We start from the raw sequence: 25,551 nt of genomic DNA, 5'->3' as shown, positions 1-25,551 counted from the left end.
GGCACCTTATTAACGCCTGCGGTAGAGAAGGGGCCCCTTCTTAACGCTTCCCGGAAGGAGCACAGTGCCCGCACCCGTGATCGGCGTGCTCGCCCTTCAGGGCGACGTCCGCGAACACCTCACCGCCCTGACCGGCGCGGGCGCGCAAGCCCGCCCGGTACGCCGACCCGCGGAGCTGGAGGCGGTGGACGGCCTGGTCATCCCGGGCGGAGAGTCCACCACCATCAGCAAACTGGTCGACATCTTCGAGTTGCGCGAACCGATCGACAAGCGGATCGCCGCCGGCCTGCCGGTCTACGGCTCCTGCGCCGGCATGATCATGCTGGCCGGTGAGGTTCTCGACGGGCGTCCGGACCAGCGTGGCTTCGAGGGTATCGACATGACCGTCCGACGCAACGCCTTCGGTCGGCAGGTCGACTCCTTCGAGGCCCCGGTGGAGATCGCCGGGATCGAGGGCGGCCCGCTGCACGCGGTCTTCATCCGGGCCCCCTGGGTCGAGCGGGTCGGCGAGGGGGTCGAGGTGCTCGGCCGGGTCTCCGACGGCCGGATCGTGGCGGTCCGCCAGGGCAACCTGCTGGCCACCTCCTTCCATCCGGAACTCACCGGCGACCTTCGCCTGCACCGGCACTTCGTGAACCTGGTCCGCGCCTGAGCACCCTTTCGTGTGAATCTTGGACAGTTGTCGTCAATCGCTGACGACAACTGTCCAAGATTCGGCGGGCGACCCGGCCACCCAAAGGGTGAATAATCGGTTTTGTGCCATATCAGCGGGATTGTGGCGGCGGTCCGTGTTACCGGTGTGCGGCGGGTGACGAGCCCCGGGGGTCCCTCGGTAGGATTGTCGAGATTCGGCAGGGCCTTCTGGCCGCCACGGCTTCCACCAGAGCAGACCGGCACCACCGCGTGCGCCGGTGCGGAGCGGGGCGTGCGCGGTGCGGTCGATGCAGACGGCGGGTAGCAACGGAGGTAACAGATGTCCGGCCACTCAAAGTGGGCGACGACCAAGCACAAGAAGGCGGTCATCGACGCCAAGCGCGGCAAGATGTTCGCCAAGCTGATCAAGAACGTCGAGGTCGCGGCGCGGACCGGCGGTGGCGACCCGGCCGGCAACCCGACCCTCTACGACGCGATCCAGAAGGCCAAGAAGAACTCGGTCCCCAACGACAACATCGACCGGGCGGTCAAGCGCGGCTCCGGCCTGGAGGCCGGCGGCGCCGACTACCAGACGATCATGTACGAGGGGTACGGCCCGAACGGGGTCGCGCTGCTGATCGAGTGCCTGACCGACAACCGCAACCGCGCCGCCACCGAGGTACGCACCGCCCTGACCCGCAACGGCGGCTCCTTCGCCGACGCCGGCTCGGTGTCGTACATGTTCTCCCGCAAGGGCGTGGTGATCGTGCCGAAGGCCGGCACCAGCGAGGACGACGTGATGCTGGCCGTCCTGGACGCCGGGGCCGAGGAGGTCAACGACCTGGGCGAGGCCTTCGAGGTGGTCTCCGAGCCGGGTGACCTGATCGCGGTCCGCACCGCCCTGCAGGACGCCGGCATCGAGTACGAGTCGGCCGAGTCCGCCCTGATCCCCAGCGTCAACGTGCCGCTGGACGAGGAGGGTGCGCGGAAGGTCTTCAAGCTGATCGACGTGCTGGAGGACTGCGACGACGTGCAGAACGTCTACGCCAACTTCGACATCTCCGACGAGATCATGGCGGCGGTCGGCTGAGCCGACCCGACCACTGGCGCGACCTCAGGGCGCGTACGCGAGCCTCGGGCTCGGGTGCGCGCCCTGCTGCGTTCCGCATCCCCGATCGAAGACCATCGGCCTCCCGGGGTTGCTAGAGACACCTTTCTAAAGCATTCTTTAGGGTATGCCCGAAGAGTTGCCGCCGCGAGCCGTCAAGGTCACCGATCCACGCGCCCTGCGGGCGTACGCGCACCCGCTGCGGATGCGTCTGATCGGGTTGCTCCGTGGCGAAGGCCCGATGACCGCGACGCAGGCCGCCGCCCGGCTCGACGACAACGTGCCCAACTGCTCGTTCCATCTGCGGCAACTCGCCAAGTACGGGTTCGCCGAACGGGTGCCCGGGGCGGACGGCAGGGAACGGCCCTGGCGGGCCACCACCCTGTACACCTCCTGGGACGACGACTCCGACGACCCGGACATGAGGGCGGCGACGGACCAGATCAACAGCGTGATGCTCGGTGTCTACCTGCAACGTGGACAGGACTACCTGGCGATCCGCGCCGACGAGCCGGTCGAGTGGCGGGTGGCCGCCGGCTTCGGCGACACGCTGCTGCATGTCACCGCCGCCGAGTTGCGCGAGCTCACGGCCAAGGTCGATGCGCTGCTGGCCCGGTACGACGAACGGATCACCGACCCGGCGAAGCGTCCGCCCGGGTCCCGCCCGGTGACCTTCGTCCAGATGGCGCTCCCGCGCGGCGCCGTACCAGTCGAGGGCCGGCGAGCGGAGTCCGACCATGACTGAACCCCTGGTACTGGCCGACCCGGCGCCGCCGCGCCGGCCCCGCATCCCACGCCTGCTGCGGCAGACGGCCTTCCGTCGCTACTGGTCGGCGCAGACCGTCTCCCTCTTCGGCGACCAGGTCACCATGCTCGCCGTGCCGCTGCTGGCCCTGCTCGCGGTCGGTGCCGGACCGGCCGAGATGGGCTACCTGACCGCCGCCTCGCTGCTGCCGAACCTCTTCCTCTCCCTGCCGGCCGGCGCCTGGGTGGACCGCCACCCGCGCCGACGTCGGGTGATGATCGTCGCCGACCTCGGTCGGGCGGCTCTGCTGCTGCTCGTACCGCTGCTCTGGTGGGCCGGCGCCCTGAATCTGCTGCTGCTGTGTGCCGTGGCCTTCCTGATCGGTTGTCTCTCGGTCTTCTTCGAGGTGGCGCACAGCAGCCTGTTCGCCGCCCTGGTCCCTCGATCGGACTATGTGGACGCCAACAGTCTGGTCAACGGCAGCCGGGCCATGTCCCATGTGGCCGGTCCGAGCATCGGTGGGGTGCTCGTGCAGGTGCTCACCGCACCGGTCGCCCTCCTCTCCGGCGTGCTCACCTATCTGGTGTCGGCGGTCTTCCTGGCCCGGACCAGGGTCACGGAGCGCGCCGTGACCACCGGCCCCGCCCGGGGCATGGCGGCGGGGGTACGGTTCGTGGCCCGCTCCGAGGTGCTGCGGGCGACCCTGCTCGGCACCACCACCCTCAACCTGTTCAACTACATGTTCGCGGCGCTCTTCGTGCTGTACGTGACCACCGAGCTGGGTGTCTCACCCGGCATCCTGGGGCTGGTCATCGGGGCCGGGGCGGTCGGCGGACTGCTCGGTGCGGCCGTGACCGGCCCGGTCAGTCGCCGGATCGGCATCGGCCCCGCGGTGCTCGTCGGGTTCGTCGCCTTCCCGGCCCCTCTGATCCTCGTGCCGCTGGCCATGGGGCCGGAGCCGGTGGTGCTCGCGTTGCTGTTCACCGCCGAGCTGGTCTCCGCGCTGGGCGTCATGGTCCTCGACATCGCGGTCGGCTCGGTGCAGATCGCGGCCACCCCGGTGGCCATGCTCGCCGTGGTCTCCGGGTTCAGGCGCACCGTCAACCACGGCATCCGACCGATCGGCGCCCTGGTCGGCGGGACACTCGGCGCCGCGATCGGGGTACGCCCCGCACTCTGGATCGCCAGCCTCGGCGCCCTGCTCGGGGTGCTCTGGGTGGTCTTCTCACCGCTGCGCGGCATGCGCAGGCTGCCCGAAGAGTGACACCCCGCCGCGCTTTCGATCGGCAGATCCGTCAGTCGAAGAGGCCGGCCGGTGGCGGGAACCGGCCCTCCCGGGCGTGGGAGTAGTCGCGCGACTCGGCCACCAGGGCGTCGGGGTCGAAGCGCAGCAGGGTGCAGCCGGAGATGGTCAGCGGCGCATCGTACGGGTAGGTGATCGCCCAGTACTCGACCGTCGCCGTGTCGCCGTCCCTGCGCGGTGCGCCGAACCACACCTCGGCCGGGCGGGTCTCCTCACGGAAACACTCCTCGACATAGGCGCGCAGCCCGTCCCGCCCTCGACAGGGACGAAACAGTGAAGCCCAGTGGACCCCGTCGGTCGCCTGTAGCTTGACGATGCTCTCGACGTCCTTGCTGGGCCAGCCGTGGGTCCAGGCGTCCGCCCAGCGCTGCGCGGCATCCCGTACATCCATGATCATTCTCCTCGGGCAGGTGGTGCTCGGAGTTCTACCACCGGGCTGCGACACTGCGGCCCGGTGCCGGGCCCGGGGTGGGGGAGCGGCCCAGGCCAGGAAGCGGTCGAACAGTTCCTCCGGCGCGGGCAGCGGGCCCCCGGCGTGCCGCAGCAGGTCGCCGGTGGCGTCGAAGAGCATCCCGGCCAGGTAGACCGACAGACCCACCCGGTCGCCGCCGTACTCGACCCGCAGCAGCCTCCGCGCCCTGGGGCACGGCCAGGGCCCCGCGCACACCCCACAAGACCACCCCGGGCGTACGGGCGGATGCCGCTGCACCGCAGGCCACGAGTTCACCGGCTGCCCCTGATCGGGTGAAGGGTTCAGTGACGACATAACCCACACGATGGCCCATGCGTTGCCCCGGGTCAAGGAGCTACGGCAACTGTCTAGCGTCCGTTTTATGGAGCTGGTCGGTTCGCACGAGATTCGGATCATGCTCGGCGGCATCAGCAAACAGCGGGTTTACGTGATCACCAGCCACCGCAACTTCCCTGAGCCGGTAGCGGATCTGATGCAGGGCAAGGTGTGGCGGAAGTCGGATGTGGAAGCCTGGATCAGGGCGCATCGGCCGGAGTCGGCCCAGGACTGACCAGGGGGAGTGGTGGCGGTCGAACGGTTCAGCCCCGGAGACGTGGTGGTCCGGCGGGAGATCCTGCACGGTGAGGTCTGGTTCGGCTGCCCGACGATCTGCGTCCAGGACAGCCCCGACCTGCTGGCGCTCTACCTGCCAACCGGTACGGAGTTCGGCTTCCCGACCGAGGGCCGCTTCCCGTCCGGCCGGCACCCCTGGCAGGTGGCCGGTCACTACGCCTGGACCGGGCACGGCAAGCTGATGCTGCACCGCCCCGGCGAGGCCCACGCGGTCGAGGTCTTCTGGTCCGGCCCGCAGCGCACCTTCGCCGGCTGGTACTTCAACCTCCAGGACCCCTTCCGGCGTACCCCCATCGGGGTGGACACCCTGGACCACGAGCTTGACCTGTGGTGGGCGGCGGACGCCGACCGGTACGTCTTCAAGGATGTGGAACTGTTCGCCCAGCGGCTGGTCGAGGGGCGCTACCCGGGGATGGCCGAGGCGATCCGGGCCGAGGGTGACCGAATCGCCGCCCTGCTCGACGCGGGCCGACGCTGGTGGGACGAGTCCTGGGCGACCTGGCAGCCCGACCCGGCCTGGTCGGCTCCCCGCCTGCCGGCCGACTGGGCCACCGTCCCGATCGACCAGGGCTGAACGCCGGCATCCCGGCGACCAGGGTCGGTCACCGGGATGCGGACGAGCGCAGTGGCACTGCTCAGCTCAGAGTCTCGCGCTCCCGCCAGGCGGTACGGATCGAGGTGCGGCCGTTGGTGCGCAGCAGGGAACCCTCGTACACCCGGGACCCGGCCAGCACGAACCCGAGCGCCGCGACCAGCAGCAGGGCCAGGGAGGCGAACAGCTCCCAGAGGGCGGCGTCACCGCTGAACAGCCGCAGCGGCATCGCGGTCGGCGAGGAGAACGGCAGGTAGGACAGCACCTGCATGGCACCGGGGTTGTCGTTGAGGAAGACCACCGCGAAGAACGGCAGCATCACCGCGAGCTGCACCGGCATGGACACCCCGCTGATGTCCTCCAGCCGGTTGACCAGTGCGCCGGTCGCCGCCCACATCGAGGCGATCAGCACGAAGCCGAGCACGAAGAACGGCACGAACCAGCCGATCGCCGGGCCGAGCAGGGAGAGCAACTCGTTGCTGTCGCCGAAGGCCATGCCGGCCACCGCCACGGCGGCGATCAACACGATCTGCCCCAGCGCCAACAGGGTGCCGGCGAGCATCTTGCCGGCCAGCAGGGCCCGCACCGGCACCGCGGCGACGAGGATCTCCACGATCCGGGTCTGCTTCTCCTCGATGATGCTCTGCGCGATCTGCATACCGAAGGTCTGCGAGGTGATGAAGAAGATGAAGGCGAAGGCCATCGGCACCAGGAAGGCCAACAGCGGGTCCACCGCGTCCGGGTTCAGCAGCCGCACCGGGGGCGCGCTGCTCAACGCGGAGACCACGTCGCTGGGGGCCTCGTTCATGGCCAGCACCGCCGGGCCGGAGACCACCGCGGCATCGGCCTCGCCGTCGCGGACCGCCTGCTCGGCGGCGGCGTCGTCGGCCACCACCCGCACCTCCAGCCCGGCCTGCCGCAGCGGACCGGCCGCCGCCTCGGTCACCGCCACCGTGGAGGGCCCACCCGAGAGCAGGGGCGGCAGCACGGTCGCCGCCGCCGCGATGAGCAGGAAGAACAGCGTACTGATCAGGAAGGTGCGGTCGCGCAGCTTGACCCGGATCTCCCGGGCGGCTACCAGCCGGGTGGCCTCGAAGGTGTTCACTGGGTGACCTCTCGGAAGATCTCGGCGAGGGAGGGGGTGACCGGACGGAAAGCGCGCACCGGGCCCCGGGCGAGGGCGGCGTGCAGCACCTTCTGCTCGTCGGCCTCGGCGGCGAGGTCGAAGACGGCGCGGGGCCCGTCCAGGTCCACCAGGCTGACCCCGGCCTGATCCCGCAGCCAGCCCGCGTCGGTGTCCACCACCAACTCGAAGCGGTGGGTGGCGGAGAAGGCGCGCAACTGCTCCCGGCTGCCGGCGGCGCGGATCGCACCGTCCGCGATGATCACCAGGTCGTCACAGAGCCGCTCCACCACGTCGAGTTGGTGGCTGGAGAACAGCACCGGTACGCCGGCGGCGGCCCGCTCCCGCAGCACCGCCATGACGGTGTCCACGGCCATCGGGTCCAGCCCGGAGAAGGGCTCGTCCAGCACCAGCACCTCCGGGTCGTGCACCAGGGCGGCGGCGATCTGGGCCCGCTGCTGGTTGCCCAGCGACAGGGTCTCCAGCAGGTCGTCGCCCCGCTCGTCCAGCCCGATCCGCTCCAGCAGGGTGTCGGTGGCGCGACGGGCGCCCTCCGCGGTCATCCCGTGCAGCCGACCCAGGTAGACCACCTGCTCCCGGACACTCATCTTCGGGTAGAGGCCGCGCTCCTCCGGCATGTAGCCGAACCGTCCCCGGATCTGGCGGCTCAGCGGCCTGCCGCCCCAGGTCACCTGTCCCGCATCGGCGGCCAGCACCCCGAGGATGATCCGCATGGTGGTGGTCTTGCCGGCGCCGTTGCCGCCGACGAAGCCGGTCATCCGACCGGCGGCGACCTCGAAGGACACGTTCTTGAGCACCTGACGGTCGCCGAAGCTGCGGTCGACACCGTCGAGGCGGAGGACTGTGGTCACGGCTTACACGCTAGATCTTTCATGATCTACCGCCGTCCCTCCGGGGACGGAAATCACGTCTCATCCTCGCGGCGGAGGCCGGTCACCCGCCGGGACGGACCACCCCCTGCTCGTACGCGAAGACCACCGCCTGCACCCGGTCCCGCAGCTCAAGCTTGGCCAGCACCCGGCTGACATGCGACTTCACGGTCGCCTCGCCGAGGTGCAGGGCGCCGGCGATCTCGGCATTGCTGGCACCCCCGGCCACCAGGATCAGCACCTCCCGCTCCCGGGGGGTGAGGTCGGCCAGGGCCGCCTGCGGATCCGGCCCCCCGGCGCTCGGCCCGCCGGACCGGGCGAAGGTGGCGATCACCCGGCGGGTGATCTCCGGGGCGAGCAGACCGTCACCCCGGGCCACCACCCGGATCGCCTCGATCAACGCCTCCGGGGTGCCGTTCTTCAGCAGGAAGCCGCTGGCCCCGGCGCGCAGCGCGGCGAACAGGTAGTCGTCGCGGTCGAAGGTGGTGAGGATCAACACGGCCGGACCGGCCTGGTCCTGCTCGGCCCGGATGCGCCGGGTCGCCTCCAACCCGTCCACCTCGGGCATCTCCACATCCATCAGCACCACGTCCGGGCGCAGCGCCCGGGTCATGCTGACCGCCCGTTGCCCGTCGGCGGCCTCGCCGACCACCTCGATGTCGTCCTCGATCTCCAGGATCACCCGGAAGCCGGTACGCACCAGATGGTGGTCGTCGGCCAGCAGCACCCGGATCGGCCGGTCGAGCCGGTTGCCCTGCGCGGTGCTCATGCCGACTGTCCCGCCGTGATCGGCAGGGGGAAGCGCACCCGTACCCGCCAGCCACCCCCGGTACACGGACCGGCCTCCAGCTCACCGCCGTGGGTGGCCACCCGTTCCCGCATCCCGATCAGACCCAGCCCGTCGGTGTTGGGGGAGCGGCTGACCTGGCCGTCGTCGGTCACCTCGACCTCCACCTCCTGGGCCAGATAGCGGATCCGCACATCGAGAATCCGTGCTCCGGTGGCGTGCTTCAACACATTGGTGACCGCCTCCTGCACCACCCGGTAGGCGGCCTGGGAGACCGACTCGGGAATCGGGGTCGGATCTCCGTACACCCCCAGGGTGGCGCGTAGCCCGGCCTCGCGGGCCCGGGTTACCACCGCCTCCACCTGGGCGATCCCGCCGGCCTGAGCCGCCGCCTCGTCCGGTTCGCCGTCGTTGGCCCGCAGTACCCCGAGCATCCGGCGCAGCTCGTCCACGGCGGTCCGGGCGGACCCCTCGATCGAGGTCAGGGCGGTCCGGGCCTTGGCCGGGTCCTTGTCGAAGACCCGGCGGCAGGCCGCCGCCTGCACCCCCATCACGGACACGTGGTGGGCCACCACGTCGTGCAGCTCACGGGCGATGCGGACCCGCTCACCGACCACCGCGTGCTCGCGCGCCTCCGCCTGCGAGCGGCGCAGCGCCTCGGCCTGCTCGGCCAGCTCGTGCTGCCGGCGGGCGGCGATCCAGGCGATCTCCCCGGAGAAGTACGCGAAGCCGAAGAACAGGGCGTTGGCCAGTACCCCGGTGACGATCGCGGCGATCGTCGGCGGCACCGGCCCGATCGCGTCGGCGAAGGCGTCCGGGGGCACCCGGTCGAGGTTGATCCCGTAGGAGATCGCCAGCCACAGGAACATGACGACGATCACGCTGATCCGTACCCGGCGGGACAGCCTCCGGTCGCGTCCCCACGCGCCGAGGGTGAAGATGGCCGCGAACAGGGCCCACTGGGAAAGCTGCCACTCCGGTACGGCCCGCACCTGCGACCCGATGAAGGCGGCCGAGATGAGCAGGGTGGTGGCGGTGGGGTGCCGGCGCCGCCAGATCAGCGGCAGGGGCACCGCGACGGTCCAGAGAAGCTGTTCCGGGCCGGAGGGCGGCGGGCCGAGCAGGAAGTACCCGGTGCTCTGGGCCAGGGTGAGGCTGAGCAGGGCCAGGACGGTGGCGGCCAGACCGGCGTAGAGGTCGACCCGCTGCTGCTCGGGGGTGGGCCCGGGTCGCCGCCACCCCCCGGCCTTCTCGCTGGTCACCCGGGCCAGGATGCCAGCCCGACGCCCGCTGACCCAACCTGAGCCCGCATCGGTGTGCTCGACGCCGCGTTCAGCCGACCCCCGCGCCGGCCATCGGGGGCAGAGGGCAGTGCAGCAGGCCACAGATGGTCCGCAGCAGTTCGAACTCGGCCACCGTCATCATCCCGTCGTGGCTGATCACCGCCACCACGGCGGCCACCAGCCGTTCCTTGTCCGCCGGGCGGAGCCCGTCCAGCACCGGCCAGGCGGTCTCCAGGGCGAGTACCCCGTTCTCCGGTGGGGCGTACGCCCACGAGGTGCCCGGCAGCAGGGTGTCGATGCCGGCCTGGAAGGCGCGGGCGGCCTCGGCCTGCCCGCCATGCCCCACCTGGGCGAGGGTGGCCAGCAGGAAACCCGCCGCCGACCGGGCGTCGGTCATGCTCCGCCGGTCGGTACGCCAGCGGGAGTCCGGCCGCAGGGACTCCTGGATCTCGGCCAGCAACAGCCGGGAGAGGCAGTACTCGGACACGTCGATCGCATCGTCGGCGTTCATCAGGGTGAACACGGCCGCCAGGATCGACTCCAGCTCCGGGGCCGGCCGGTCCCGCAACGCCGGGAAGGTCAACTCGGCCAGCGGCAGTACGAGCATCCGGTGCAGCCCGGTCAGGGCCTGCGCCTGACCGATCGCGGCCTCGGCCAGCTCCAGGCCGTGTTGGTGGGCCAGGGCGGCGTACTGGTGCTGCCGGATCTGCGGATCGGCGCTGAGCAGCAGGCCGAGCAGCAGCGGTACGGCGGTGTTCCGGTCCCGGGCCCGATCCAGCAGCTCGGCCGGGATCTGGTCCAGCAGGGCGGCGGCGTGCTGGTAGGCGCTCTCGGTGGGCGCGGCCACCCGCCCGAGCACCTCGGTCGGCGCGACCCGTACCCGGGTCCCCGCCCCCGGCAACGCCGCCCCGGTCGGGCGTACCTCCCCGGTTGTGGCTTGACTGGGGGTGGCCTGGCCGGGTGTGGCCTGGCTGGGGGTGGTCTGGCTTGCGGAGCGTGGGGGTGCGGTCGGGGCCAGGCCCAGGGCCAGGTCCTCCTGCCGACCGGACGGCGGGGCCGCCGCCCACTGCCGGGACAGCCGTTGCAGCTCGGCGGGGTCGAAGGAGGGCTCCAACGCACGGATCCGGTCGGCCAGCGGCGGGTGGGTGGCGAACCAGGAGGTCGCCGCCTCGCCGAAGAGCATGTGCCCCACCTCGTCGCGCTTGGGCGACTTCAGTTCCGAACCCTCGGAGAGGCCACCGATCTTCTTCAGCGCACCGGCGATGCCCCGGGTCTGCCGGGTGTACTGCACGGCCGAGGCGTCCGCCAGGTACTCCCGTTGCCGGGACACCGAGGCCTGGATGAGCCGCCCGGCGAGCACCCCGATATACCCGGCCACCAGCAGGGCCAGCCCCACCAGCAGCAGGGGGTTGGCGCCACCGTTGTTGCCGCGTTGCCGGTTGCCGCCGCTGACCAGCCCGGAACGGGACAGGCCCCGGCCGATCACGGTCAGGAACAGGATGCCGAACAGCAGGCCCATCAGCCGGATGTTGAGCCGCATGTCCCCGTTGACCACGTGCGCGAACTCATGGGCGATGACCCCTTGGAGCTCGTCGCGGTTCAGTCGCTGCAAGGCTCCTCGGGTCACCGCCACGGCGGCGTCCGAGGGACCCCAACCGGCGGCGAAGGCGTTGATCGCCGTCTCCTCCGGCAGGACGTAGACCTCCGGCACCGGTACCCCGGAGGCCAGCGCCATCTCCTCCACGACGTTGCGCAGCCGACGCAGCTCCGGGTCGGTGGTGTTCGGCGGCACCGGCACCCCGCCCAGCTCACGGGCCACCTTCCCGCCGCCACCGCGCAACGCGAGGGTACGCACCAACGCGGCCAGCCCGATCGCCGCGACGGTAGCCACGGTCACCATGGCCACGAAGCCGGCCAACTGCGCCGGGTCGGCGGCGGTCGCGTTGAAGGCGAAGATCGCCGCGAGGTTCACCACCACCACGATGCCGATCACGGCCAGGACGAACAGCAGCACCAGCCGGGTCGACAGCCGGCGTACCTGGCGCTGCCGTTCGAAGAAGTTCATCAGAAGCTGACCTGCGGGGCCTGCCGCTGCTGCGGGTCGTCCGGCTCGAACAGGGCGGCCGGTCCGAAGGAGAACATCCCCGCGATCAGGCTGGAGGGGAAGACCTCACGCTTGTTGTTGTAGGCCATCACGGCGTCGTTGTAGGCCTGCCGGGCGAAGGCGACCCGGTTCTCCGTCGAGGTCAACTCCTCCGACAGCTGCATCATGTTCTGATTGGCCTTGAGATCCGGGTACGCCTCGGAGAGCGCGAACAGCCGACCCAGGGTGCCGGTCAGGGCGTTCTCCGCCCCGCTGAGCCGCTGCATGGCCGCCGGATCGCCCGGTGCGGCCGCGGCGGCGGCCTGCGCGTTGACGGCGGCGTTGCGGGCGGTGATCACCGCCTCCAGGGTCTCCCGCTCATGCTTGAGGTACCCCTTGGCGGTCTCCACCAGGTTGGGGATCAGATCGTGCCGACGGACCAACTGCACGTCGATCTGGGAGAAGGCGTTGCGGTACGTGTTGCGGGCCCGGACCAGCCCGTTGTAGATCGAGACCCCGAAGCCGAGCACCGCCACGACGATCAGGACCAGGCACACCAATCCGATGATGACTTCCACGGCACCCCCTGCTTACGCGACACCCCTGTCGCAGGCCAGCCTACTTTCGCCCCACCACCCCCACCCCCGCCCTCAGTGCGTTGATCATGAGGTTGGCGGCAGTCTGGAGATCGACGACTGCCGCTAACCTCATGATCAACGGGGAGGTCAGGGGGTGGGGCGGCGGGCTTTCAGGGTGCTGTCGGTGATGTCCCAGAGGGTGGTGGCGACGATGACGACGATGCTGATCTGGGTGACGGTGTCGATGCCGTTGTCGCGCAGCCAGGTGAAGCGGGCGACGAACTCGGGGTTGAACAGGCGGTCGGTGCTCAGCAGCCAGATCACCGGCACGGCGTACGCCAGGTTGAGGACGGCGTTGACGGCGACCAGCGGCCAGGTCCATCGGCGGGCCCGGTACTTGGCGACCTCCAGGCCGATGCTGGCGACCAGGATGGCGAGCAGCGCCGGCAGCCAGAAGCTCCAGAGTGCGGGGTCGAGGATCGGCAGCCGGTCACCGTCGCCGACCACCGTCTGGAAGTGCTGCCACGGCAGGGCGGCGATCAGCAGGACCAGGAACACGATCGAGGCGCACACGTCGGTGAGGGTGACGTCCCGCTCGACGGGCTCGTCCGGGAGCTGGTCGACACTCCACTGCGGCTGGTTGAGGGGAGTGCCCACCCGCTCCATGATCGCGAAGATCAGGGTCACCCAGAAGGCGATCTGCACCGCCACGTTGAACGCCGCGACGATGCCCTTGCCGATGGCCCCGGCGGCGTTGTCGGAGACGGTGGCCTCCAGCACCCCCATCAGCACCCCGATGATGGCGGGGACGGTGCTCAGCAACCCGATCATCAGGCGTTGCCAGGCCAGGTAGTACGTCGGGCCGATGAGTTGCAGTCTTCGGTCGGCGTACCGGGCGGCCAGTTCGGCCGGGTTGCCCAGCTCGGTGAGTACCTCGCGCTCCGCCGTGGTGGCGTCGACCCCTTCAGCCGTACGGCCGTCGATCATGTCGGCGATCGAGGCGCGCAGTTCGTCGGCGATCTCCTCGCGGCGGGCGGTCGGCACCGAGCGCAGGGTGGCGGCGAGGTATCGGTCGGTCAGGGAGGTCGTCATCGGGGGGCTCCTTCGATCAGGGTGGTCAGCGAGGTCTGCACGGCGGCGAGGTCGGTGAGCAGGCGTTCCAGCACCTGCTCACCCGCCTCGCTGGTGCGGTAGAACTTTCGCGGCCGGCTTTCCTCGGTGTTCCACTCGCTGGTCAGCAGCCCCTGCTCCTCGAGCCGGCGCAGCAGCGGGTAGAGGGTGTTGGCGTCCACCGGGAAGCCGTGCCCGGTGAGCCGTTGCAGCAGTGCGTACCCGTAGCCGGGTTGGCGCAGGGCCACCAGGCTGGCCACCACCACCGTTCCTCGGCGTAACTCCTGCAGATGTGTCCGCAACACGTCGTCGCTGCCCATGCGTCACACCATACTGTGTGCCACACACTAATGTCCAGCCACCATTGATGCTGACGGCCCATTGGTGTCTTCCGCACCAACGATGTCGGTCGCCCGACATGGTGTCCGCCGGGGAAATTTGCGTCACACGGTAAAACTTTGCAGCGAGTGCACCTTTGGCCGTACGGTGACTGCCGTGCCGGTGGACGAGATGACGACGCTGGGTCGGCGAGACCGTAAGAAGCGGCAGACCCGGGCCGCCCTGGCGGCCGCCGCGCTGCGGCTGGTCGCCGAGCGTGGCCTGGACCAGGTGACGGTCGAGGAGATCAGTGAGGCCGCGGACGTCTCCGCCCGGACCTTCTTCAACTACTTCCCGACCAAGGACGACGCCCTGGTGGGCGACAGCGAGGGGGACCGGGAGCGGGTGCTGCGGGCGCTGGCCGCCGTACCCCCGGAGCAGCCCGCGCTGGAGGCGCTGCGCCGCGCCTTCATCGAGGCCGTCGAGGAGGCCCAGGGGGATGCCGAACTGTGGCAACTGAGACTGCGGGTGGTCACCCAGCATCCCGTGCTGCTGGGCCGCCTGGTCACCGGCAACGCCACCACCGAACGGGCCCTGATCGAGGCGGTCGCCGCGCGTACCGGACTGTCGGCCGATGAGGCGTACCCGGCGCTGGTCGTGGGGGTCGCGGGGGCCGCACTGCGTACCGCGATGATCCGCTGGTCCACCGGCGGCGCCGGCCCCCTGACCGCGCTGCTCGACGAGGCGTTCGCCGCGGTCGCCGCCGGCCTGCCCGACCCCCGCACCGGTTGATCACCGAGGCCGGCATCCCGACCACCACTGGCCCGGCGTACTCGCGCCGAGGCCGTACCACGTGTGAGAAAGAAGCGTCATGAAGACTTCGATCGAGCCGGTCGACGCCGCTGGAGCGGCCGACGGCCGGATGTCCCGCCGGGAGATCCTCCAGGCCCTCTCCGGGCTGATGGTGGGGATGTTCGTGGCGATCCTCGCCTCGACCGTGGTGGCGAACGCGCTGCCGCGCATCATCGCCGACCTCAACGGCAGCCAGACGGTCTACACCTGGATCGTCACCAGCGAACTGCTGGCCATGACGGCCACCGTGCCGCTGTGGGGCAAGATGGCCGACCTCTACAGCAAGAAGCTGCTGATCCAGCTCTCCCTGGGGCTGTTCGTGCTCGGCTCGCTGATCGCCGGACTCACCCCGAACGTCGAGGTGCTGCTGTTCAGCCGGGTGGTGCAGGGCATCGGCGCCGGCGGCATGACCGCCCTGGCGATGATCGTGATGGCGGCCATGATCCCGCCCCGTGAGCTGGGCCGCTACGCCGGCATCTTCGGTGCGGTGTTCGGGGTCGGCACCATCGCCGGCCCGCTGATCGGCGGCGTCCTGGTGGACACCTCCTGGCTGGGCTGGCGCTGGTGCTTCCTGATCGGGGTGCCGTTCAGCATCATCTCCATCGTCCTGCTCCAGCGCACCCTGCACCTGCCGGTCATCCGCCGCAAGGCCCGCATCGACTGGGCCGGCGCGGCGCTGATCACCGCCGGCGTCTGCACCCTGCTGATCTGGTCCTCGCTGGCCGGACACAAGTTCGCCTGGGCCTCCGGCTGGACCGCCCTGATGGTCATCGGCGGGGTGCTGCTGCTGGTCGCTGCCGTCTGGGTCGAGTCCCGGGCGTCCGAGCCGATCATTCCGCTGGAGATCTTCCGCAGCCGTACGGTCACCCTGACCACGGTCGCCAGCATGCTGGTCGGGGTAGCCCTGTTCGGCGGTACGGTCTTCCTGTCCCAGTACTTCCAGACCTCCCTGGGCAAGTCGCCGACCGTCGCCGGGCTGATGAGCCTGCCGATGATCCTGGGTCTGCTGGTCTCCTCCACGGTCGCCGGCCAGCTCATCACGAAGTACGGCCGGTGGAAGGCGTACCTGGTGGCCGGGGCCGCCGTGATGGTCGCCGCGATGCTGCTGCTGTCGACCATCGACATCGACACCCCCCTGCCGCTGCTGTTCAGCTACATGGCGCTGCTCGGCGTCGGGGTCGGCATGCTGATGCAGAACCTGGTCCTGGCGGCACAGAACGACGTACCCGCCCACGAACTGGGCGCGGCCACCTCGGTGCTCACCTTCTTCCGCAGCATGGGCGGCGCGATCGGAGTCAGCGCCCTCGGGGCGGTGCTGGCCAACCGGGTCACCGGCCTGATGACCGAGCAGCTCGGACCGGCCGCCGGGGCGACCGGCGGCGGCACCACCGAGGTGCCCGACCTGTCCACCCTGCCCGAGCCGGTGCTGCGGATCGTGCAGAACTCGTACGCCATCGCCACCTCGGAGCTGTTCCTGATCAGCGCGCCGATCGCCTTCCTAGCCCTGCTGGCGGTGCTGTTCGTCCGGGAGAAGCCGCTGCACACCCTCAGCGGCGACGAGCGGGCCCGCCAGGAGGCGAACCTGCCCATCGCGCACTGACGCCGAGGCCGGGCGGCCCCCGTACTCCACGGGAGCCGCCCGACCCGCTCAGCAGGGTGTCCTGGCAGACCTCCTCGGTGCCCTTCCCGGTGGGGCAGCGGTCGGCCGGACGGCTACGCCGAACACGCCAGCGTCGCCGATCTGTGACTCTCCGTGAAGGATCGAGTGGTCTGCGGTACGCCTGTGCGCGCCGCTCGGAAGGCTCTCCGGTGGCGGGTTAGGGTAAGTCGACTCGACTTGATCAGCCGACCCGGGGGGCTTGGCATGGGCGATTCGTTCGCGCATCTGCACGTGCACACGGAGTACTCGATGCTCGACGGGGCGGCCCGGCTCAAGGACCTGTTCGCCGAGGTCAAGCGGCAGGGAATGCCGGCGGTCGCGATGACCGACCACGGCAACATGCACGGCGCGAACGACTTCTACAAGCAGGCCATGGCCGCCGGGGTGACCCCCGTGCTGGGCATCGAGGCGTACGTGGCACCGGAGTCGCGGTTCCACAAGTCTCGGGTGCGGTGGGGCCGCCCGGAGCAGAAGAGCGACGACGTCTCCGGTAGCGGCGGCTACACCCACATGACCATCTGGGCGCGCAACCGGGTCGGCCTGCACAACCTGTTCAAGCTCACCAGCAAGGCGTACACCGAGGGCTACTTCGTGAAGTGGCCCCGGATGGACGCGGAACTCCTGGCCGAGTACGCCGACGGGCTGATGGCCACCACCGGCTGCCCCTCCGGCGAGGTGCAGACCCGGCTGCGGCTGGGCCACGACGCGCAGGCCCTCGAAGCGGCGGCGAAATACCAGGACATCTTCGGCAAGGAGAACTTCTTCCTGGAGTTGATGGACCACGGCCTGGACATCGAGAAGCAGGTCCGGGACGGGCTGCTGGAGATCGGCCGCAAGCTGAACATCCCGCCGGTGGTCACCAACGACTCGCACTACACCCACGAGGCTCAGTCAGAGGCGCACGACGTGCTGCTCTGCGTGCAGACCGGCAGCAACGTCGCCGACCCGAACCGGTTCAAGTTCGGCGGCAGCGGCTACTACATCAAGTCCGCCGACGAGATGCGCGGCGTGGACAGCTCCGAGGTGTGGCTGGAGGGCTGCCGCAACACCCTGCTGGTGGCCGAGAAGGTCGACCCGGCGGGGATGTTCGAGTTCCACAACCTGATGCCACGTTTCCCGGTGCCCGAGGGGGAGACCGAGGAGTCCTGGTTCCGCAAGGAGACCTTCAAGGGCCTGGCCCGCCGCTTCCCGAACGGCATCCCCGAGGGGCATGTGGTGCAGGCCGAGTACGAACTCGGGGTCATCATCCAGATGGGCTTCCCCTCGTACTTCCTCGTGGTCGCCGACTTCATCCAGTGGGCCAAGAACCAGGGCATCGCGGTAGGTCCGGGCCGTGGCTCGGCGGCCGGTTCCCTGGTCGCGTACGCCCTGGGCATCACGGACCTGGACCCGATCCCGCACGGGCTGATCTTCGAGCGGTTCCTGAACCCCGAGCGGGTCTCCATGCCGGATGTCGACATCGACTTCGACGAGCGTCGGCGCGGCGAGGTGATCAAGTACGTCACGGACAAGTGGGGTGAGGACAAGGTCGCCCAGATCGCCACCTTCGGCACCATCAAGGCGAAGGCCGCGATCAAGGACTCGGCCCGGGTGCTCGGCTACCCGTACGCGGTCGGCGACCGGATCACCAAGGCCATGCCCCCGGCGGTGATGGGCAAGGACATCCCCCTGGAAGGGATCTTCGACCCGAAGCATCCGCGTTACGCCGAGGCCGGCGAGATCCGCGGCATGTACGAGTCGGAGGCCGACGTCAAGAAGGTCATCGACACGGCCCGGGGCATCGAGGGGTTGATCCGGCAGACCGGGGTGCACGCCGCCGGGGTCATCATGTCCGCCGAGCCGATCATCGACCACATCCCGCTGATGCGCCGGGACTCCGACGGGGTGATCATCACCCAGTTCGACTACCCGACCTGCGAGTCGCTCGGGCTGTTGAAGATGGACTTCCTCGGCCTGCGCAACCTGACCATCATCGACGACGCGGTCAAGAACATCCAGCTCAACCACGGCAAGGAACTGGACCTGCTCGGGTTGCCGCTGGACGACAAGGGCGCGTACGAGCTGCTGGCCCGAGGCGACACCCTGGGGGTGTTCCAGCTCGACGGCGGGCCGATGCGGTCCCTGCTGCGGATGATGAAGCCGGACAACTTCGAGGACATCTCCGCCGTGCTGGCGTTGTACCGGCCCGGCCCGATGGGGGTGGACTCGCACACCAACTACGCGCTGCGCAAGAACGGCCTCCAGGAGATCACCCCGATCCATCCGGAGCTGGAGGAGCCGCTACGGGAGATCCTGGCACCCACCTACGGCCTGATCGTCTACCAGGAGCAGGTGCAGCGCGCCGCGCAGATCCTCGCCGGGTACACCCTGGGTCAGGCCGACCTGTTGCGCCGGGCGATGGGCAAGAAGAAGAAGGAGATCCTGGACAAGGAGTTCATCCCGTTCCGGGACGGCTGCCGCGAGCACGGCTACTCCGACGAGGCGATCCAGAAGGTCTGGGACGTCCTGGTCCCGTTCGCCGGGTACGCCTTCAACAAGGCGCACTCCGCCGCGTACGGGCTGGTGTCGTACTGGACGGCGTACCTGAAGGCGCACTACCCGGCCGAGTACATGGCGGCGCTGCTCACCTCCGTCGGCGACGACAAGGACAAGATGGCGCTGTACCTGTCGGAGTGCCGCCGGATGGGCATCCAGGTGCTGCCGCCGGACGTGAACACCTCCGCCGGCCCCTTCACCCCGGTCGGCACGGAGATCCGGTTCGGTCTGGGCGCGATCCGCAACGTCGGCGCGAACGTGGTCACCTCGATCATGCGCTGCCGGGAGGAGAAGGGCGGGTACGCCGACTTCTACGACTTCCTGTCCAAGGTGGACGCGGTGGTCTGCAACAAGAAGACCATCGAATCCCTGATCAAGGCGGGCGCCTTCGACTCGATGGGGCACTCCCGCAAGGGACTGCTCACCGTGCACGCCGACGCCATCGACGCGTACGCCGACGTCAAGCGCAAGGAGGCCGTCGGCCAGTACGACCTGTTCGGGGCGGGCTTCGGCGAAGCCGAGGTGGCCACCAACACCACGGTCATGCCGACCATCGGCGAGGCGGAGTGGGACAAGCGCGACAAGCTGGCCTTCGAGCGCGAGATGCTCGGCCTGTACGTCTCCGACCACCCGCTGTTCGGCCTGGAGCACATCCTCGGGTCGGCGGCCGACTGCACCATCTCCGCCCTGTCCGAGGAGGGCACCGTGCCCGACGGGGTGGTGGTCACCCTCGCCGGGATCCTCTCCGGGGTGCAGCGGCGGGTCACCAAGCAGGGCCGGGCGTGGGCCTCGGCCACCCTGGAGGACCTCGCCGGTGGGGTGGAGACCCTGTTCTTCCCGAACACCTACGAGGTGATCGGGCAGTACATCGCCGAGGACGCCATCGTGGTGGTCAAGGGCCGGGTGGACCGGCGCGACGACATCCCCCGCATCATGGCGATGGACATGTCCCTGCCGGACGTCAGCGCCAGCGCGACCAACAAGCCGGTCACCCTCACCATCCCGGTGACCCGCTGCACCCCACCCCTGGTGGAACGGCTCAAGGAGACCCTGGTGCTGCACCCCGGCGACGCCGAGGTGCACGTCAAGCTGCTCAACGGCAGCCGGACCACCCTGCTGCGGTTGGGGCCGGTCCGGGTGGCGGCGACCACCGCCCTGATGGCCGACCTCAAGAGCGTCCTGGGCCCAGCCAACGTCAGCTGACCCCGCGCCGGACCCGGCTGGGCGGGGCTGTGGCTGAGCGCCGTTTCGGCGATGTGGCGGTAACAGGCCGGCCGGGACACCGCCACATCGGCGAAACGGTGTTGATCTCCACCAGGGGAGACGGGCCAGGGCGGTGGTCGGCCGGTGTCGAGGGCCAGGGGGTGCGGATTGGCGCTGCGCAGCCGTCGGCACCGGCGACTAGCGTCGGTCTGCGTGGAGCTTGAGCAGGCACAGAAGCTGTGGCAACCGCAACCCGGATGGCTGAACACCGCCAGCTACGGTCTACCGCCCGACCCGGCCTGGGACGCGGTGCAGCAGGCCCTGACCGACTGGCGTCGCGGGACCGGGTCCTGGGAGGACTGGAGTACGGCGACGGACCGGTCGCGGGCGGCCTTCGCCCGCCTGACCGGGGTGCCGGTGGCCGACATCGCCGTCGGGGTCACCGTCTCGCAGTTGCTGGCACCGATCGCCGCCGCACTGCCCCCCGGCGCCCGGGTGGTGGTGCCCGAGGTGGAGTTCACCTCCAACCTGTTCCCCTGGCTGGTGCAACAGGACCGGGGGGTCGAGGTACGCACGGTGCCGCTGGCCGAGTTGGCCACCTCGATCGACGCCGACACCGACCTGGTGGCGTTCAGCCTGGTGCAGTCCGCCGACGGCACGATCGCCGCGTACGACGAGATCGTCGCGGCGGCCCGGGCGCACGGTGCGCTCGTCGCGGTCGACGCCACCCAGGCCTGCGGCTGGCTGCCCTTCGAGGCGGGCCGGGCCGACGCGGTGGTGGCCGGCGGGTACAAGTGGCTGATGGGTCCGCGCGGGACCGCCTTCGCCTACCTGGCGCCGCAGCTACGGGACCGGCTGCGCCCGGACGCGGCGGGCTGGTTCGCCGGACGTGATCCCCACAGCTCCTACTACGGTCCGCCGCTGCGACTGGCCGACGACGCCCGCCGGTTCGACATCTCGCCGGCCTGGTTCAGCTGGGTCGGCGCGGCCCCGAGCCTGGAGCTGCTGCTGGAGATCGGGGTGGCGGCGGTGCACGCCCACGACGTGGCGCTGGCCAACCGGTTCCTCGCCGGGCTGGGACAGCCGCCGGGGAACAGCGCGATCGTCACCGTGCAGGTAGCGGACGCACAGGAGAAGCTCGAACGGGCCGGGGTCCGGGCGGCGGTACGCGCCGGCAACGTCCGGGCCTCCTTCCACCTGTACTCCACCCAGCAGGACGTCGACCTGGCCCTGGAGGCCCTGACCAGCTGACCACCCGCCCCCTCGCCGGACCGCCCGCACGACTCCTCACCACCCGGTTCGGTGGCCGCCGTGTGCGGTCACCGCCCGGTTCGGTCACCGTCCGAGTCGGTCGCCGTCCGGCGAGGGGTGCCGGGTCACCTCGCGGTGCCGGTGACGATGCCCGGGTTGATGCACAGCCCCGGGGAGCTGCCGTTCTTCTCGGCGATCTCCAGGCAGCGGGTCACCTTGTCCACCTTGGCGTTGGTCTCGGTGATCTCCTTCTGGATCTCGGCGTTGCGGCGGTCCTGTTCGAGATTGCGGGTCTGGGCGAGCTTGTCCTGGAAGGCCTTGATGTTGCCCTCGGTCTTGTCGTCGTGGTTGACCCGGGTGATGGTCACCGACAGGATGTCGACGTCGCTGCCCAACCGGGTCTCGGCGCTGGACTTGATGCTCTCGGCGAAGGGCTTGAGGTCGACGTTCAGGTTGCCGGTCTTCGCGTCGATGCGCTCCAGCGGGTTGTAGGAGGCGAAGGCGTCGTTGACCGCACTGTCGAGCTGCACCCCGACCCGCTGCCCCCGGAAGCTGCCGAAGTCGCCCTTGTAGTCCATGAACTGCTGCGGGGCGTTCTCCGGCTTGACCTGCCACTCGATCAGCACCTCGACGCAGGCGTCGGCGAGGGTGCCGGTACGCACCCGCACACAGGCATCGTTGCCGATGTGGTCGTACTTCTGCCGGCCCGCGTCCCATTCGCCGACCCGCTGCCACGGCGCGACCCACTTCAGCCCGGAGCCGGTGACCTCACCGGTCGGCTTGCCGAAGCTGGTGACGATCCCGACCGAGCGGATCGGTACCGAGTGGGCGCTGGAGGTGACCGTGAGCAGGAGCGTCACGCCCAGTGCGACGACCGCCGCGAGGGCACCGAACTGTCGCACGTTTCGCTGGCCGCCGAGCAGAGCGACCGCTACCGCGATGGCCGTGATGACCGCCGTGGCGATCGAGAGGATGAAGCCGAGGGGCATGGGTGCGGACCTTCCGGGGCGAATTGCTGAGTGGATCATCAACCTACTCACCCTGGGCAACCCCTCCGCCCACCCGCCGGCGCAGGTGTAAGGAAGGGCTCCTTCTCGGCGCCCGGGGAAGCTCCCTCGACCTTTGGGTGCGTCTGTTGTCGCTGGGGCAGCAACAAGTGCACCCAAAGGCCCGCGCCCGCCCGTGGCGCATCGACGCGCACAGCGGGAGCGGACCGAGGAGTGACGGCGGTCACATCAGATACGAAACGGTTCCGTATCGATACTCGTCAGCCTAGGCTCGGACTTAATTACGGACGCGGCCGTATCGAAAACCGGGGGTGCGGGGATGCCGCCTGCTGAAAACACCGGACATCCGAGGAGATGGGCGATCCTCGGGGTGCTGGTGGTCAGTCTGCTCGTGGTCGTCCTGGACACCACGATCCTCAATGTCGCCCTGCGGACCATCGCCGATCCGGTACACGGTCTCGGGGCCAGCCACGGCGAGCTGGAATGGTCGGTCAACTCCTACACCCTGGCCTTCGCCGGACTGCTGTTCACCTTCGGGGTGCTCGGCGACCGGGCCGGTCGGCGTCGCATGTTGCTCATCGGCCTGGTGCTGTTCGGCCTGGCGTCGCTGGCCTCGGCGTACGCGCAGAATCCCACCCAGTTGATCGCGGCCCGGGCGTTGATGGGGGCCGGCGGCGCGGCCGTCATGCCGGCCACCCTGTCGATCATCTCCAATGTCTTCGACCCCCGGGAGCGGGCCCGGGCCATCGGCATCTGGGCCGGCGCGGTGGGATTGGCGATGGCGATCGGCCCGATCCTCGGGGGCCTGCTGCTGGAGCACTTCTGGTGGGGTTCGGTCTTCCTGATCAACGTGCCGGTCATCGGGCTCGGCATAGTCCTGGTGGCCCTGCTGGTGCCGGAGTCCCGGGATCCGAACCCGGGCCGGGTCGACGTGGTCGGGGTACTGCTGTCGGTGGTGGGTCTGGTCACCCTGACCTACGGCATCATCGACGGTGGTGAGCACGGCTTCGGTCGGCCGGTGGTCTGGGCCACCATCGTGGCCGGGATCGTGGTGCTGGCCTCCTTCGTCGCCTTTGAACGGCGCAGCAGCCATCCCGCACTGGACGTACGGCTGTTCCGGGAGCCGCGCTTCGCCGTACCGGTGGCTCTGATCGGGTTGGTCTTCTTCGCCGCCATGGGGGTGATGTTCTTCAGCTCGTTCTACCTGCAAATGGTGCGGGGCTACAGTCCCTTGCAGACCGGTCTGATCTTCCTGCCGTTCGCGGTCGCCCAACTGGTCTTCGCCCCGACCAGCGCCTCGATGGTGCGTCGGTACGGCCCCCGGGCGGTGTCGGTGGTGGGGTTGCTGCTGGCGGCCGTGTCGCTGGCCGCCTTCGCCTTCATCGACGCGGTGACCCCCATCTGGGTGGTGCTCGTCTTCTTCTTCATCCAGGGGGCCGGGATGGCCAACATCATGCCCCCGGCCACCGAGTCGATCATGTCCTCGTTGCCCAGGGAGAAGGCCGGTGTCGGTTCCGCGGTCAGCAACACCATCCGGCAGACGGCCGCCGCGCTGGGGGTGGCGGTGCTCGGCTCGGTGCTGGCCGCCGGCTACCGCAACGGCATGGCGCCGACCCTGGAGGAGTTGCCGCCAGGGGCGCGCGAGTCGGCCGGGGAGTCGATCGCCGGGGCGTACGCCGTCGCCGGTCAGCTCGGGCCGGCGGCGCCGCAGCTGATCACGGCGGCCAACGACGCCTTCGTCTCGGCGATGCACGTCTCCGCGGCGCTGGCCGCCGTGATCACGGTCGGCGGCGCCCTGGTGGCGCTGCGCTGGATGCCGGCCCGGCCCGGGGCAGCCGTGCCGGACCCGGTCGGTGAACCCGAACTGGCTGGTGCGGCGTAGCGTCGGGAACAATGCGGGCATGACTAGCACGGCAGACGCGCCGCGGCCGCCCGGTCGGCCGCGCAGCGTCCACGCGGCCGGAGCGATCATCGAGGCCACCCTCGACCTGCTGGCGGAGGGCAGCACGATCGAGGCGATCTCGGTGGAGGCCATCGCCGCTCGGGCCGGGGTCGGCAAGGCCACCATCTACCGTCGCTGGTCGGGCAAGGACGCCCTGCTGCACGACGCCCTGCGCACCCTCAAGGGTGAGCAGCCGCAGCCGACCGGCCGGTCCGTCCGGGAGGACCTGATCACCCTGGTCGGGGCGGTCGGGCAGAATGTCGACCCCCGCGCGGCGAAGATCATGCCCTGTCTGGTGCCCGAGGTGAAACGCAACCCCGAGCGGTACGCGCTCTACCAGAGCATCGTCGAGCCCCGCCGGGCGGTGATGCGCGAGGTGCTGCGGCGAGGCATCCGCGACGGGGAACTGCGGGCCGACCTGGACATCGAGGTCACCCTGGCCATGATCACCGGTCCGATGCTGATCCAGCGGGTGATGAACTGGAACCCCGAACTCGACGAGTCGACCCTCGCCGCCAAGGTCGTCGACCAGGTGCTGGCAGGCATCCGGGCCCGCTGAAAGGGCCGCTGGCCGTCCGCGATGCGCCGGGGCGGGGGTACCCGACCGGGGGTGACCAGGACGGACGATCCGGTGCGGGGTGGGATATCGGCATGCGTCGGTGTCGGGGCCACGGGCGGTCGGTAGGGGCCTAGACTACGGGCGTCCCACAGTCATCGGGATCGTTCCCAGCCATCGGAGGTCTTCGTGCTGTCACCCGTCACCAACCTGGCCCTGGGGCCGGACTGGCTGGACCCGGAGTGGCTGATCTCGACCTTCGGGCTGATCGGCATCCTGGTGATCGTCTTCGCCGAGTCCGGGCTGCTGATCGGCTTCTTCCTGCCGGGTGACTCGTTGCTGTTCACCACCGGGTTGCTGGTGGCCGACGGGCAGTACCTCAAATATCCGCTGTGGCTGGTGTGTCTGCTCATCACCATCGCCGCGATCGCCGGTGACCAGGTCGGCTACCTGTTCGGCCGCAAGGTCGGCCCGGCCCTGTTCCGGCGGCCGAACTCCCGCCTGTTCAAACAGGAGAACCTGCTCAAGGCGCACGAGTTCTTCGAGAAGTACGGTGCCCGGTCGATCGTGCTGGCCCGGTTCGTGCCGATCGTGCGGACCTTCACCCCGATCGTGGCCGGGGTCAGCCGGATGAACTACCGCACCTTCGTCATCTACAACGTCGTCGGCGGCATCCTGTGGGGCACCGGGGTGACCGTGCTGGGCTACTTCCTGGGGCAGATCCCGTTCGTCAAGGCCAACATCGAGTTCATCCTGATCGGCATCGTGGGGATCTCCGTCCTGCCGATCGCGGTGGAGTTGCTGCGGGCCTGGCTGGGCGCCCGGCGGGGAGTCACCCCCGAGGAGCGGGCCGCCGCCGAGGAGGCGATCCGGGAGACCCGGGAGCACTACGGCAAGCACTGACCGCA

At 69.9% G+C, this 25,551-nt stretch carries 23 protein-coding genes; 13 read left to right on the top strand and 10 right to left on the bottom strand.

Translation table 11 applies throughout. The features are described from left to right. Positions 1 to 64: 64 nt before the first annotated feature. The 4 genes from pdxT (at position 65) to ACGFIK_RS16145 (ending at position 3,750) form a co-directional block, all read left to right on the top strand. Entirely contained in the window at positions 65 to 652 is a 588-nt protein-coding gene (gene pdxT / locus ACGFIK_RS16160; RefSeq protein WP_327026819.1) for a pyridoxal 5'-phosphate synthase glutaminase subunit PdxT, read from the top strand. A gap of 321 nt (positions 653 to 973) precedes the next feature. Beyond that, positions 974 to 1,723 (top strand): YebC/PmpR family DNA-binding transcriptional regulator, encoded by a 750-nt coding sequence (locus tag ACGFIK_RS16155; protein WP_327026818.1) that lies wholly within the window; start codon positions 974 to 976, stop codon positions 1,721 to 1,723. Positions 1,724 to 1,868: 145 nt separating this feature from the next. Beyond that, a complete protein-coding gene (locus tag ACGFIK_RS16150) occupies positions 1,869 to 2,486 on the top strand; it encodes a helix-turn-helix domain-containing protein (protein WP_327026817.1) in 618 nt (205 codons plus the stop codon). Beyond that, on the top strand, positions 2,479 to 3,750 hold the full coding sequence (locus tag ACGFIK_RS16145) for an MFS transporter (RefSeq protein ID WP_327026816.1): 1,272 nt from the start codon (positions 2,479 to 2,481) through the stop codon (positions 3,748 to 3,750). Before ACGFIK_RS16150 ends, ACGFIK_RS16145 begins: the two co-directional genes overlap by 8 nt. 31 nt (positions 3,751 to 3,781) lie before the next feature. Here the strand turns inward: ACGFIK_RS16145 and ACGFIK_RS16140 are convergent, their stop codons facing one another. After that, positions 3,782 to 4,516, bottom strand: coding sequence for a nuclear transport factor 2 family protein (locus ACGFIK_RS16140; RefSeq protein WP_327026815.1), 735 nt, complete (start codon positions 4,514 to 4,516; stop codon positions 3,782 to 3,784). Positions 4,517 to 4,622: 106 nt separating this feature from the next. Here ACGFIK_RS16140 and ACGFIK_RS16135 point away from each other — a divergent pair, with 106 nt between their 5' ends. After that, positions 4,623 to 4,811 carry a hypothetical protein gene (locus tag ACGFIK_RS16135; RefSeq protein ID WP_327026814.1) on the top strand — a complete coding sequence of 63 codons (189 nt, stop codon included), beginning with the start codon at positions 4,623 to 4,625 and terminating at the stop codon, positions 4,809 to 4,811. A gap of 12 nt (positions 4,812 to 4,823) precedes the next feature. Continuing rightward, positions 4,824 to 5,447: a DUF402 domain-containing protein gene (locus tag ACGFIK_RS16130; RefSeq protein WP_327026813.1), complete on the top strand. Its 624-nt coding sequence runs from the start codon at positions 4,824 to 4,826 to the stop codon at positions 5,445 to 5,447. Positions 5,448 to 5,508: 61 nt separating this feature from the next. On the opposite strand, the gene ACGFIK_RS16125 is transcribed toward ACGFIK_RS16130, so the two are convergent. The 8 genes from ACGFIK_RS16125 to ACGFIK_RS16090 all read right to left on the bottom strand — a co-directional run bounded on the left by ACGFIK_RS16125 (position 5,509) and on the right by ACGFIK_RS16090 (position 13,639). Next, positions 5,509 to 6,570 (bottom strand): ABC transporter permease, encoded by a 1,062-nt coding sequence (locus tag ACGFIK_RS16125; RefSeq protein ID WP_327026812.1) that lies wholly within the window; start codon positions 6,568 to 6,570, stop codon positions 5,509 to 5,511. Beyond that, positions 6,567 to 7,460 (bottom strand): ATP-binding cassette domain-containing protein, encoded by an 894-nt coding sequence (locus ACGFIK_RS16120; protein WP_327026811.1) that lies wholly within the window; start codon positions 7,458 to 7,460, stop codon positions 6,567 to 6,569. The genes ACGFIK_RS16125 and ACGFIK_RS16120 overlap by 4 nt, the downstream gene beginning before the upstream one ends. 82 nt (positions 7,461 to 7,542) lie before the next feature. Beyond that, a complete protein-coding gene (locus tag ACGFIK_RS16115; protein ID WP_327026810.1) occupies positions 7,543 to 8,247 on the bottom strand; it encodes a response regulator transcription factor in 705 nt (234 codons plus the stop codon). Further along, positions 8,244 to 9,527: a sensor histidine kinase gene (locus ACGFIK_RS16110; RefSeq protein WP_327026809.1), complete on the bottom strand. Its 1,284-nt coding sequence runs from the start codon at positions 9,525 to 9,527 to the stop codon at positions 8,244 to 8,246. The genes ACGFIK_RS16115 and ACGFIK_RS16110 overlap by 4 nt, the downstream gene beginning before the upstream one ends. A gap of 70 nt (positions 9,528 to 9,597) precedes the next feature. Beyond that, a complete protein-coding gene (locus ACGFIK_RS16105) occupies positions 9,598 to 11,613 on the bottom strand; it encodes a M48 family metalloprotease (RefSeq protein WP_327026808.1) in 2,016 nt (671 codons plus the stop codon). Beyond that, complete coding sequence (locus ACGFIK_RS16100) at positions 11,613 to 12,209, bottom strand: LemA family protein (RefSeq protein ID WP_327026807.1); 597 nt, start codon at positions 12,207 to 12,209, stop codon at positions 11,613 to 11,615. Before ACGFIK_RS16100 ends, ACGFIK_RS16105 begins: the two co-directional genes overlap by 1 nt. 147 nt (positions 12,210 to 12,356) lie before the next feature. Further along, positions 12,357 to 13,301 (bottom strand): permease prefix domain 1-containing protein, encoded by a 945-nt coding sequence (locus ACGFIK_RS16095; RefSeq protein WP_327026806.1) that lies wholly within the window; start codon positions 13,299 to 13,301, stop codon positions 12,357 to 12,359. Continuing rightward, positions 13,298 to 13,639, bottom strand: a complete 342-nt coding sequence (locus tag ACGFIK_RS16090) for a PadR family transcriptional regulator (RefSeq protein WP_327026805.1) — start codon at positions 13,637 to 13,639, stop codon at positions 13,298 to 13,300. The genes ACGFIK_RS16095 and ACGFIK_RS16090 overlap by 4 nt, the downstream gene beginning before the upstream one ends. Positions 13,640 to 13,814: 175 nt before the next feature. Between ACGFIK_RS16090 and ACGFIK_RS16085 the strand changes: the two genes are divergently transcribed. From ACGFIK_RS16085 to ACGFIK_RS16070, 4 genes are all read left to right on the top strand, one after another. Further along, positions 13,815 to 14,429, top strand: a complete 615-nt coding sequence (locus tag ACGFIK_RS16085) for a TetR family transcriptional regulator (RefSeq protein ID WP_327026804.1) — start codon at positions 13,815 to 13,817, stop codon at positions 14,427 to 14,429. A gap of 79 nt (positions 14,430 to 14,508) precedes the next feature. Next, entirely contained in the window at positions 14,509 to 16,089 is a 1,581-nt protein-coding gene (locus ACGFIK_RS16080) for an MDR family MFS transporter (protein WP_327026803.1), read from the top strand. Positions 16,090 to 16,353: 264 nt separating this feature from the next. Next, positions 16,354 to 19,887 (top strand): DNA polymerase III subunit alpha, encoded by a 3,534-nt coding sequence (dnaE, locus tag ACGFIK_RS16075; RefSeq protein WP_393339978.1) that lies wholly within the window; start codon positions 16,354 to 16,356, stop codon positions 19,885 to 19,887. 213 nt (positions 19,888 to 20,100) lie between these two features. Next, positions 20,101 to 21,138, top strand: coding sequence for an aminotransferase class V-fold PLP-dependent enzyme (locus ACGFIK_RS16070; protein ID WP_393339976.1), 1,038 nt, complete (start codon positions 20,101 to 20,103; stop codon positions 21,136 to 21,138). A gap of 125 nt (positions 21,139 to 21,263) precedes the next feature. Here ACGFIK_RS16070 and ACGFIK_RS16065 read toward each other — a convergent pair whose 3' ends face one another. Continuing rightward, complete coding sequence (locus ACGFIK_RS16065; protein WP_327026800.1) at positions 21,264 to 22,127, bottom strand: SPFH domain-containing protein; 864 nt, start codon at positions 22,125 to 22,127, stop codon at positions 21,264 to 21,266. A 337-nt stretch (positions 22,128 to 22,464) separates the two neighbouring features. Here ACGFIK_RS16065 and ACGFIK_RS16060 point away from each other — a divergent pair, with 337 nt between their 5' ends. The 3 genes from ACGFIK_RS16060 (at position 22,465) to ACGFIK_RS16050 (ending at position 25,546) form a co-directional block, all read left to right on the top strand. Next, a complete protein-coding gene (locus ACGFIK_RS16060; protein ID WP_393339974.1) occupies positions 22,465 to 24,027 on the top strand; it encodes an MFS transporter in 1,563 nt (520 codons plus the stop codon). A 19-nt stretch (positions 24,028 to 24,046) separates the two neighbouring features. Further along, positions 24,047 to 24,646 carry a TetR/AcrR family transcriptional regulator gene (locus ACGFIK_RS16055; RefSeq protein ID WP_327026798.1) on the top strand — a complete coding sequence of 200 codons (600 nt, stop codon included), beginning with the start codon at positions 24,047 to 24,049 and terminating at the stop codon, positions 24,644 to 24,646. A 186-nt stretch (positions 24,647 to 24,832) separates the two neighbouring features. After that, entirely contained in the window at positions 24,833 to 25,546 is a 714-nt protein-coding gene (locus ACGFIK_RS16050) for a VTT domain-containing protein (protein ID WP_327026797.1), read from the top strand. Positions 25,547 to 25,551 lie beyond the last annotated feature (5 nt).

The sequence above is a fragment of the Micromonospora sp. NPDC048871 genome (assembly GCF_043198155.1).
Taxonomy (GTDB): domain Bacteria; phylum Actinomycetota; class Actinomycetes; order Mycobacteriales; family Micromonosporaceae; genus Micromonospora.
This window is presented reverse-complemented; position numbering and strand designations above follow the sequence as displayed.

Coding starts and splice junctions, on each gene's coding strand:
- ACGFIK_RS16155 (WP_327026818.1), top strand. CDS start 974: ATGTCCGGCCACTCAAAGTGGGCGACGACCAAGCACAAGAAGGCGGTC.
- ACGFIK_RS16150 (WP_327026817.1), top strand. CDS start 1,869: ATGCCCGAAGAGTTGCCGCCGCGAGCCGTCAAGGTCACCGATCCACGC.
- ACGFIK_RS16145 (WP_327026816.1), top strand. CDS start 2,479: ATGACTGAACCCCTGGTACTGGCCGACCCGGCGCCGCCGCGCCGGCCC.
- ACGFIK_RS16135 (WP_327026814.1), top strand. CDS start 4,623: ATGGAGCTGGTCGGTTCGCACGAGATTCGGATCATGCTCGGCGGCATC.
- ACGFIK_RS16115 (WP_327026810.1), bottom strand. CDS start 8,247: ATGAGCACCGCGCAGGGCAACCGGCTCGACCGGCCGATCCGGGTGCTG.
- ACGFIK_RS16105 (WP_327026808.1), bottom strand. CDS start 11,613: ATGAACTTCTTCGAACGGCAGCGCCAGGTACGCCGGCTGTCGACCCGG.
- ACGFIK_RS16095 (WP_327026806.1), bottom strand. CDS start 13,301: ATGACGACCTCCCTGACCGACCGATACCTCGCCGCCACCCTGCGCTCG.
- ACGFIK_RS16090 (WP_327026805.1), bottom strand. CDS start 13,639: ATGGGCAGCGACGACGTGTTGCGGACACATCTGCAGGAGTTACGCCGA.
- ACGFIK_RS16080 (WP_327026803.1), top strand. CDS start 14,509: ATGAAGACTTCGATCGAGCCGGTCGACGCCGCTGGAGCGGCCGACGGC.
- dnaE (WP_393339978.1), top strand. CDS start 16,354: ATGGGCGATTCGTTCGCGCATCTGCACGTGCACACGGAGTACTCGATG.
- ACGFIK_RS16065 (WP_327026800.1), bottom strand. CDS start 22,127: ATGCCCCTCGGCTTCATCCTCTCGATCGCCACGGCGGTCATCACGGCC.
- ACGFIK_RS16060 (WP_393339974.1), top strand. CDS start 22,465: ATGCCGCCTGCTGAAAACACCGGACATCCGAGGAGATGGGCGATCCTC.
- ACGFIK_RS16055 (WP_327026798.1), top strand. CDS start 24,047: ATGACTAGCACGGCAGACGCGCCGCGGCCGCCCGGTCGGCCGCGCAGC.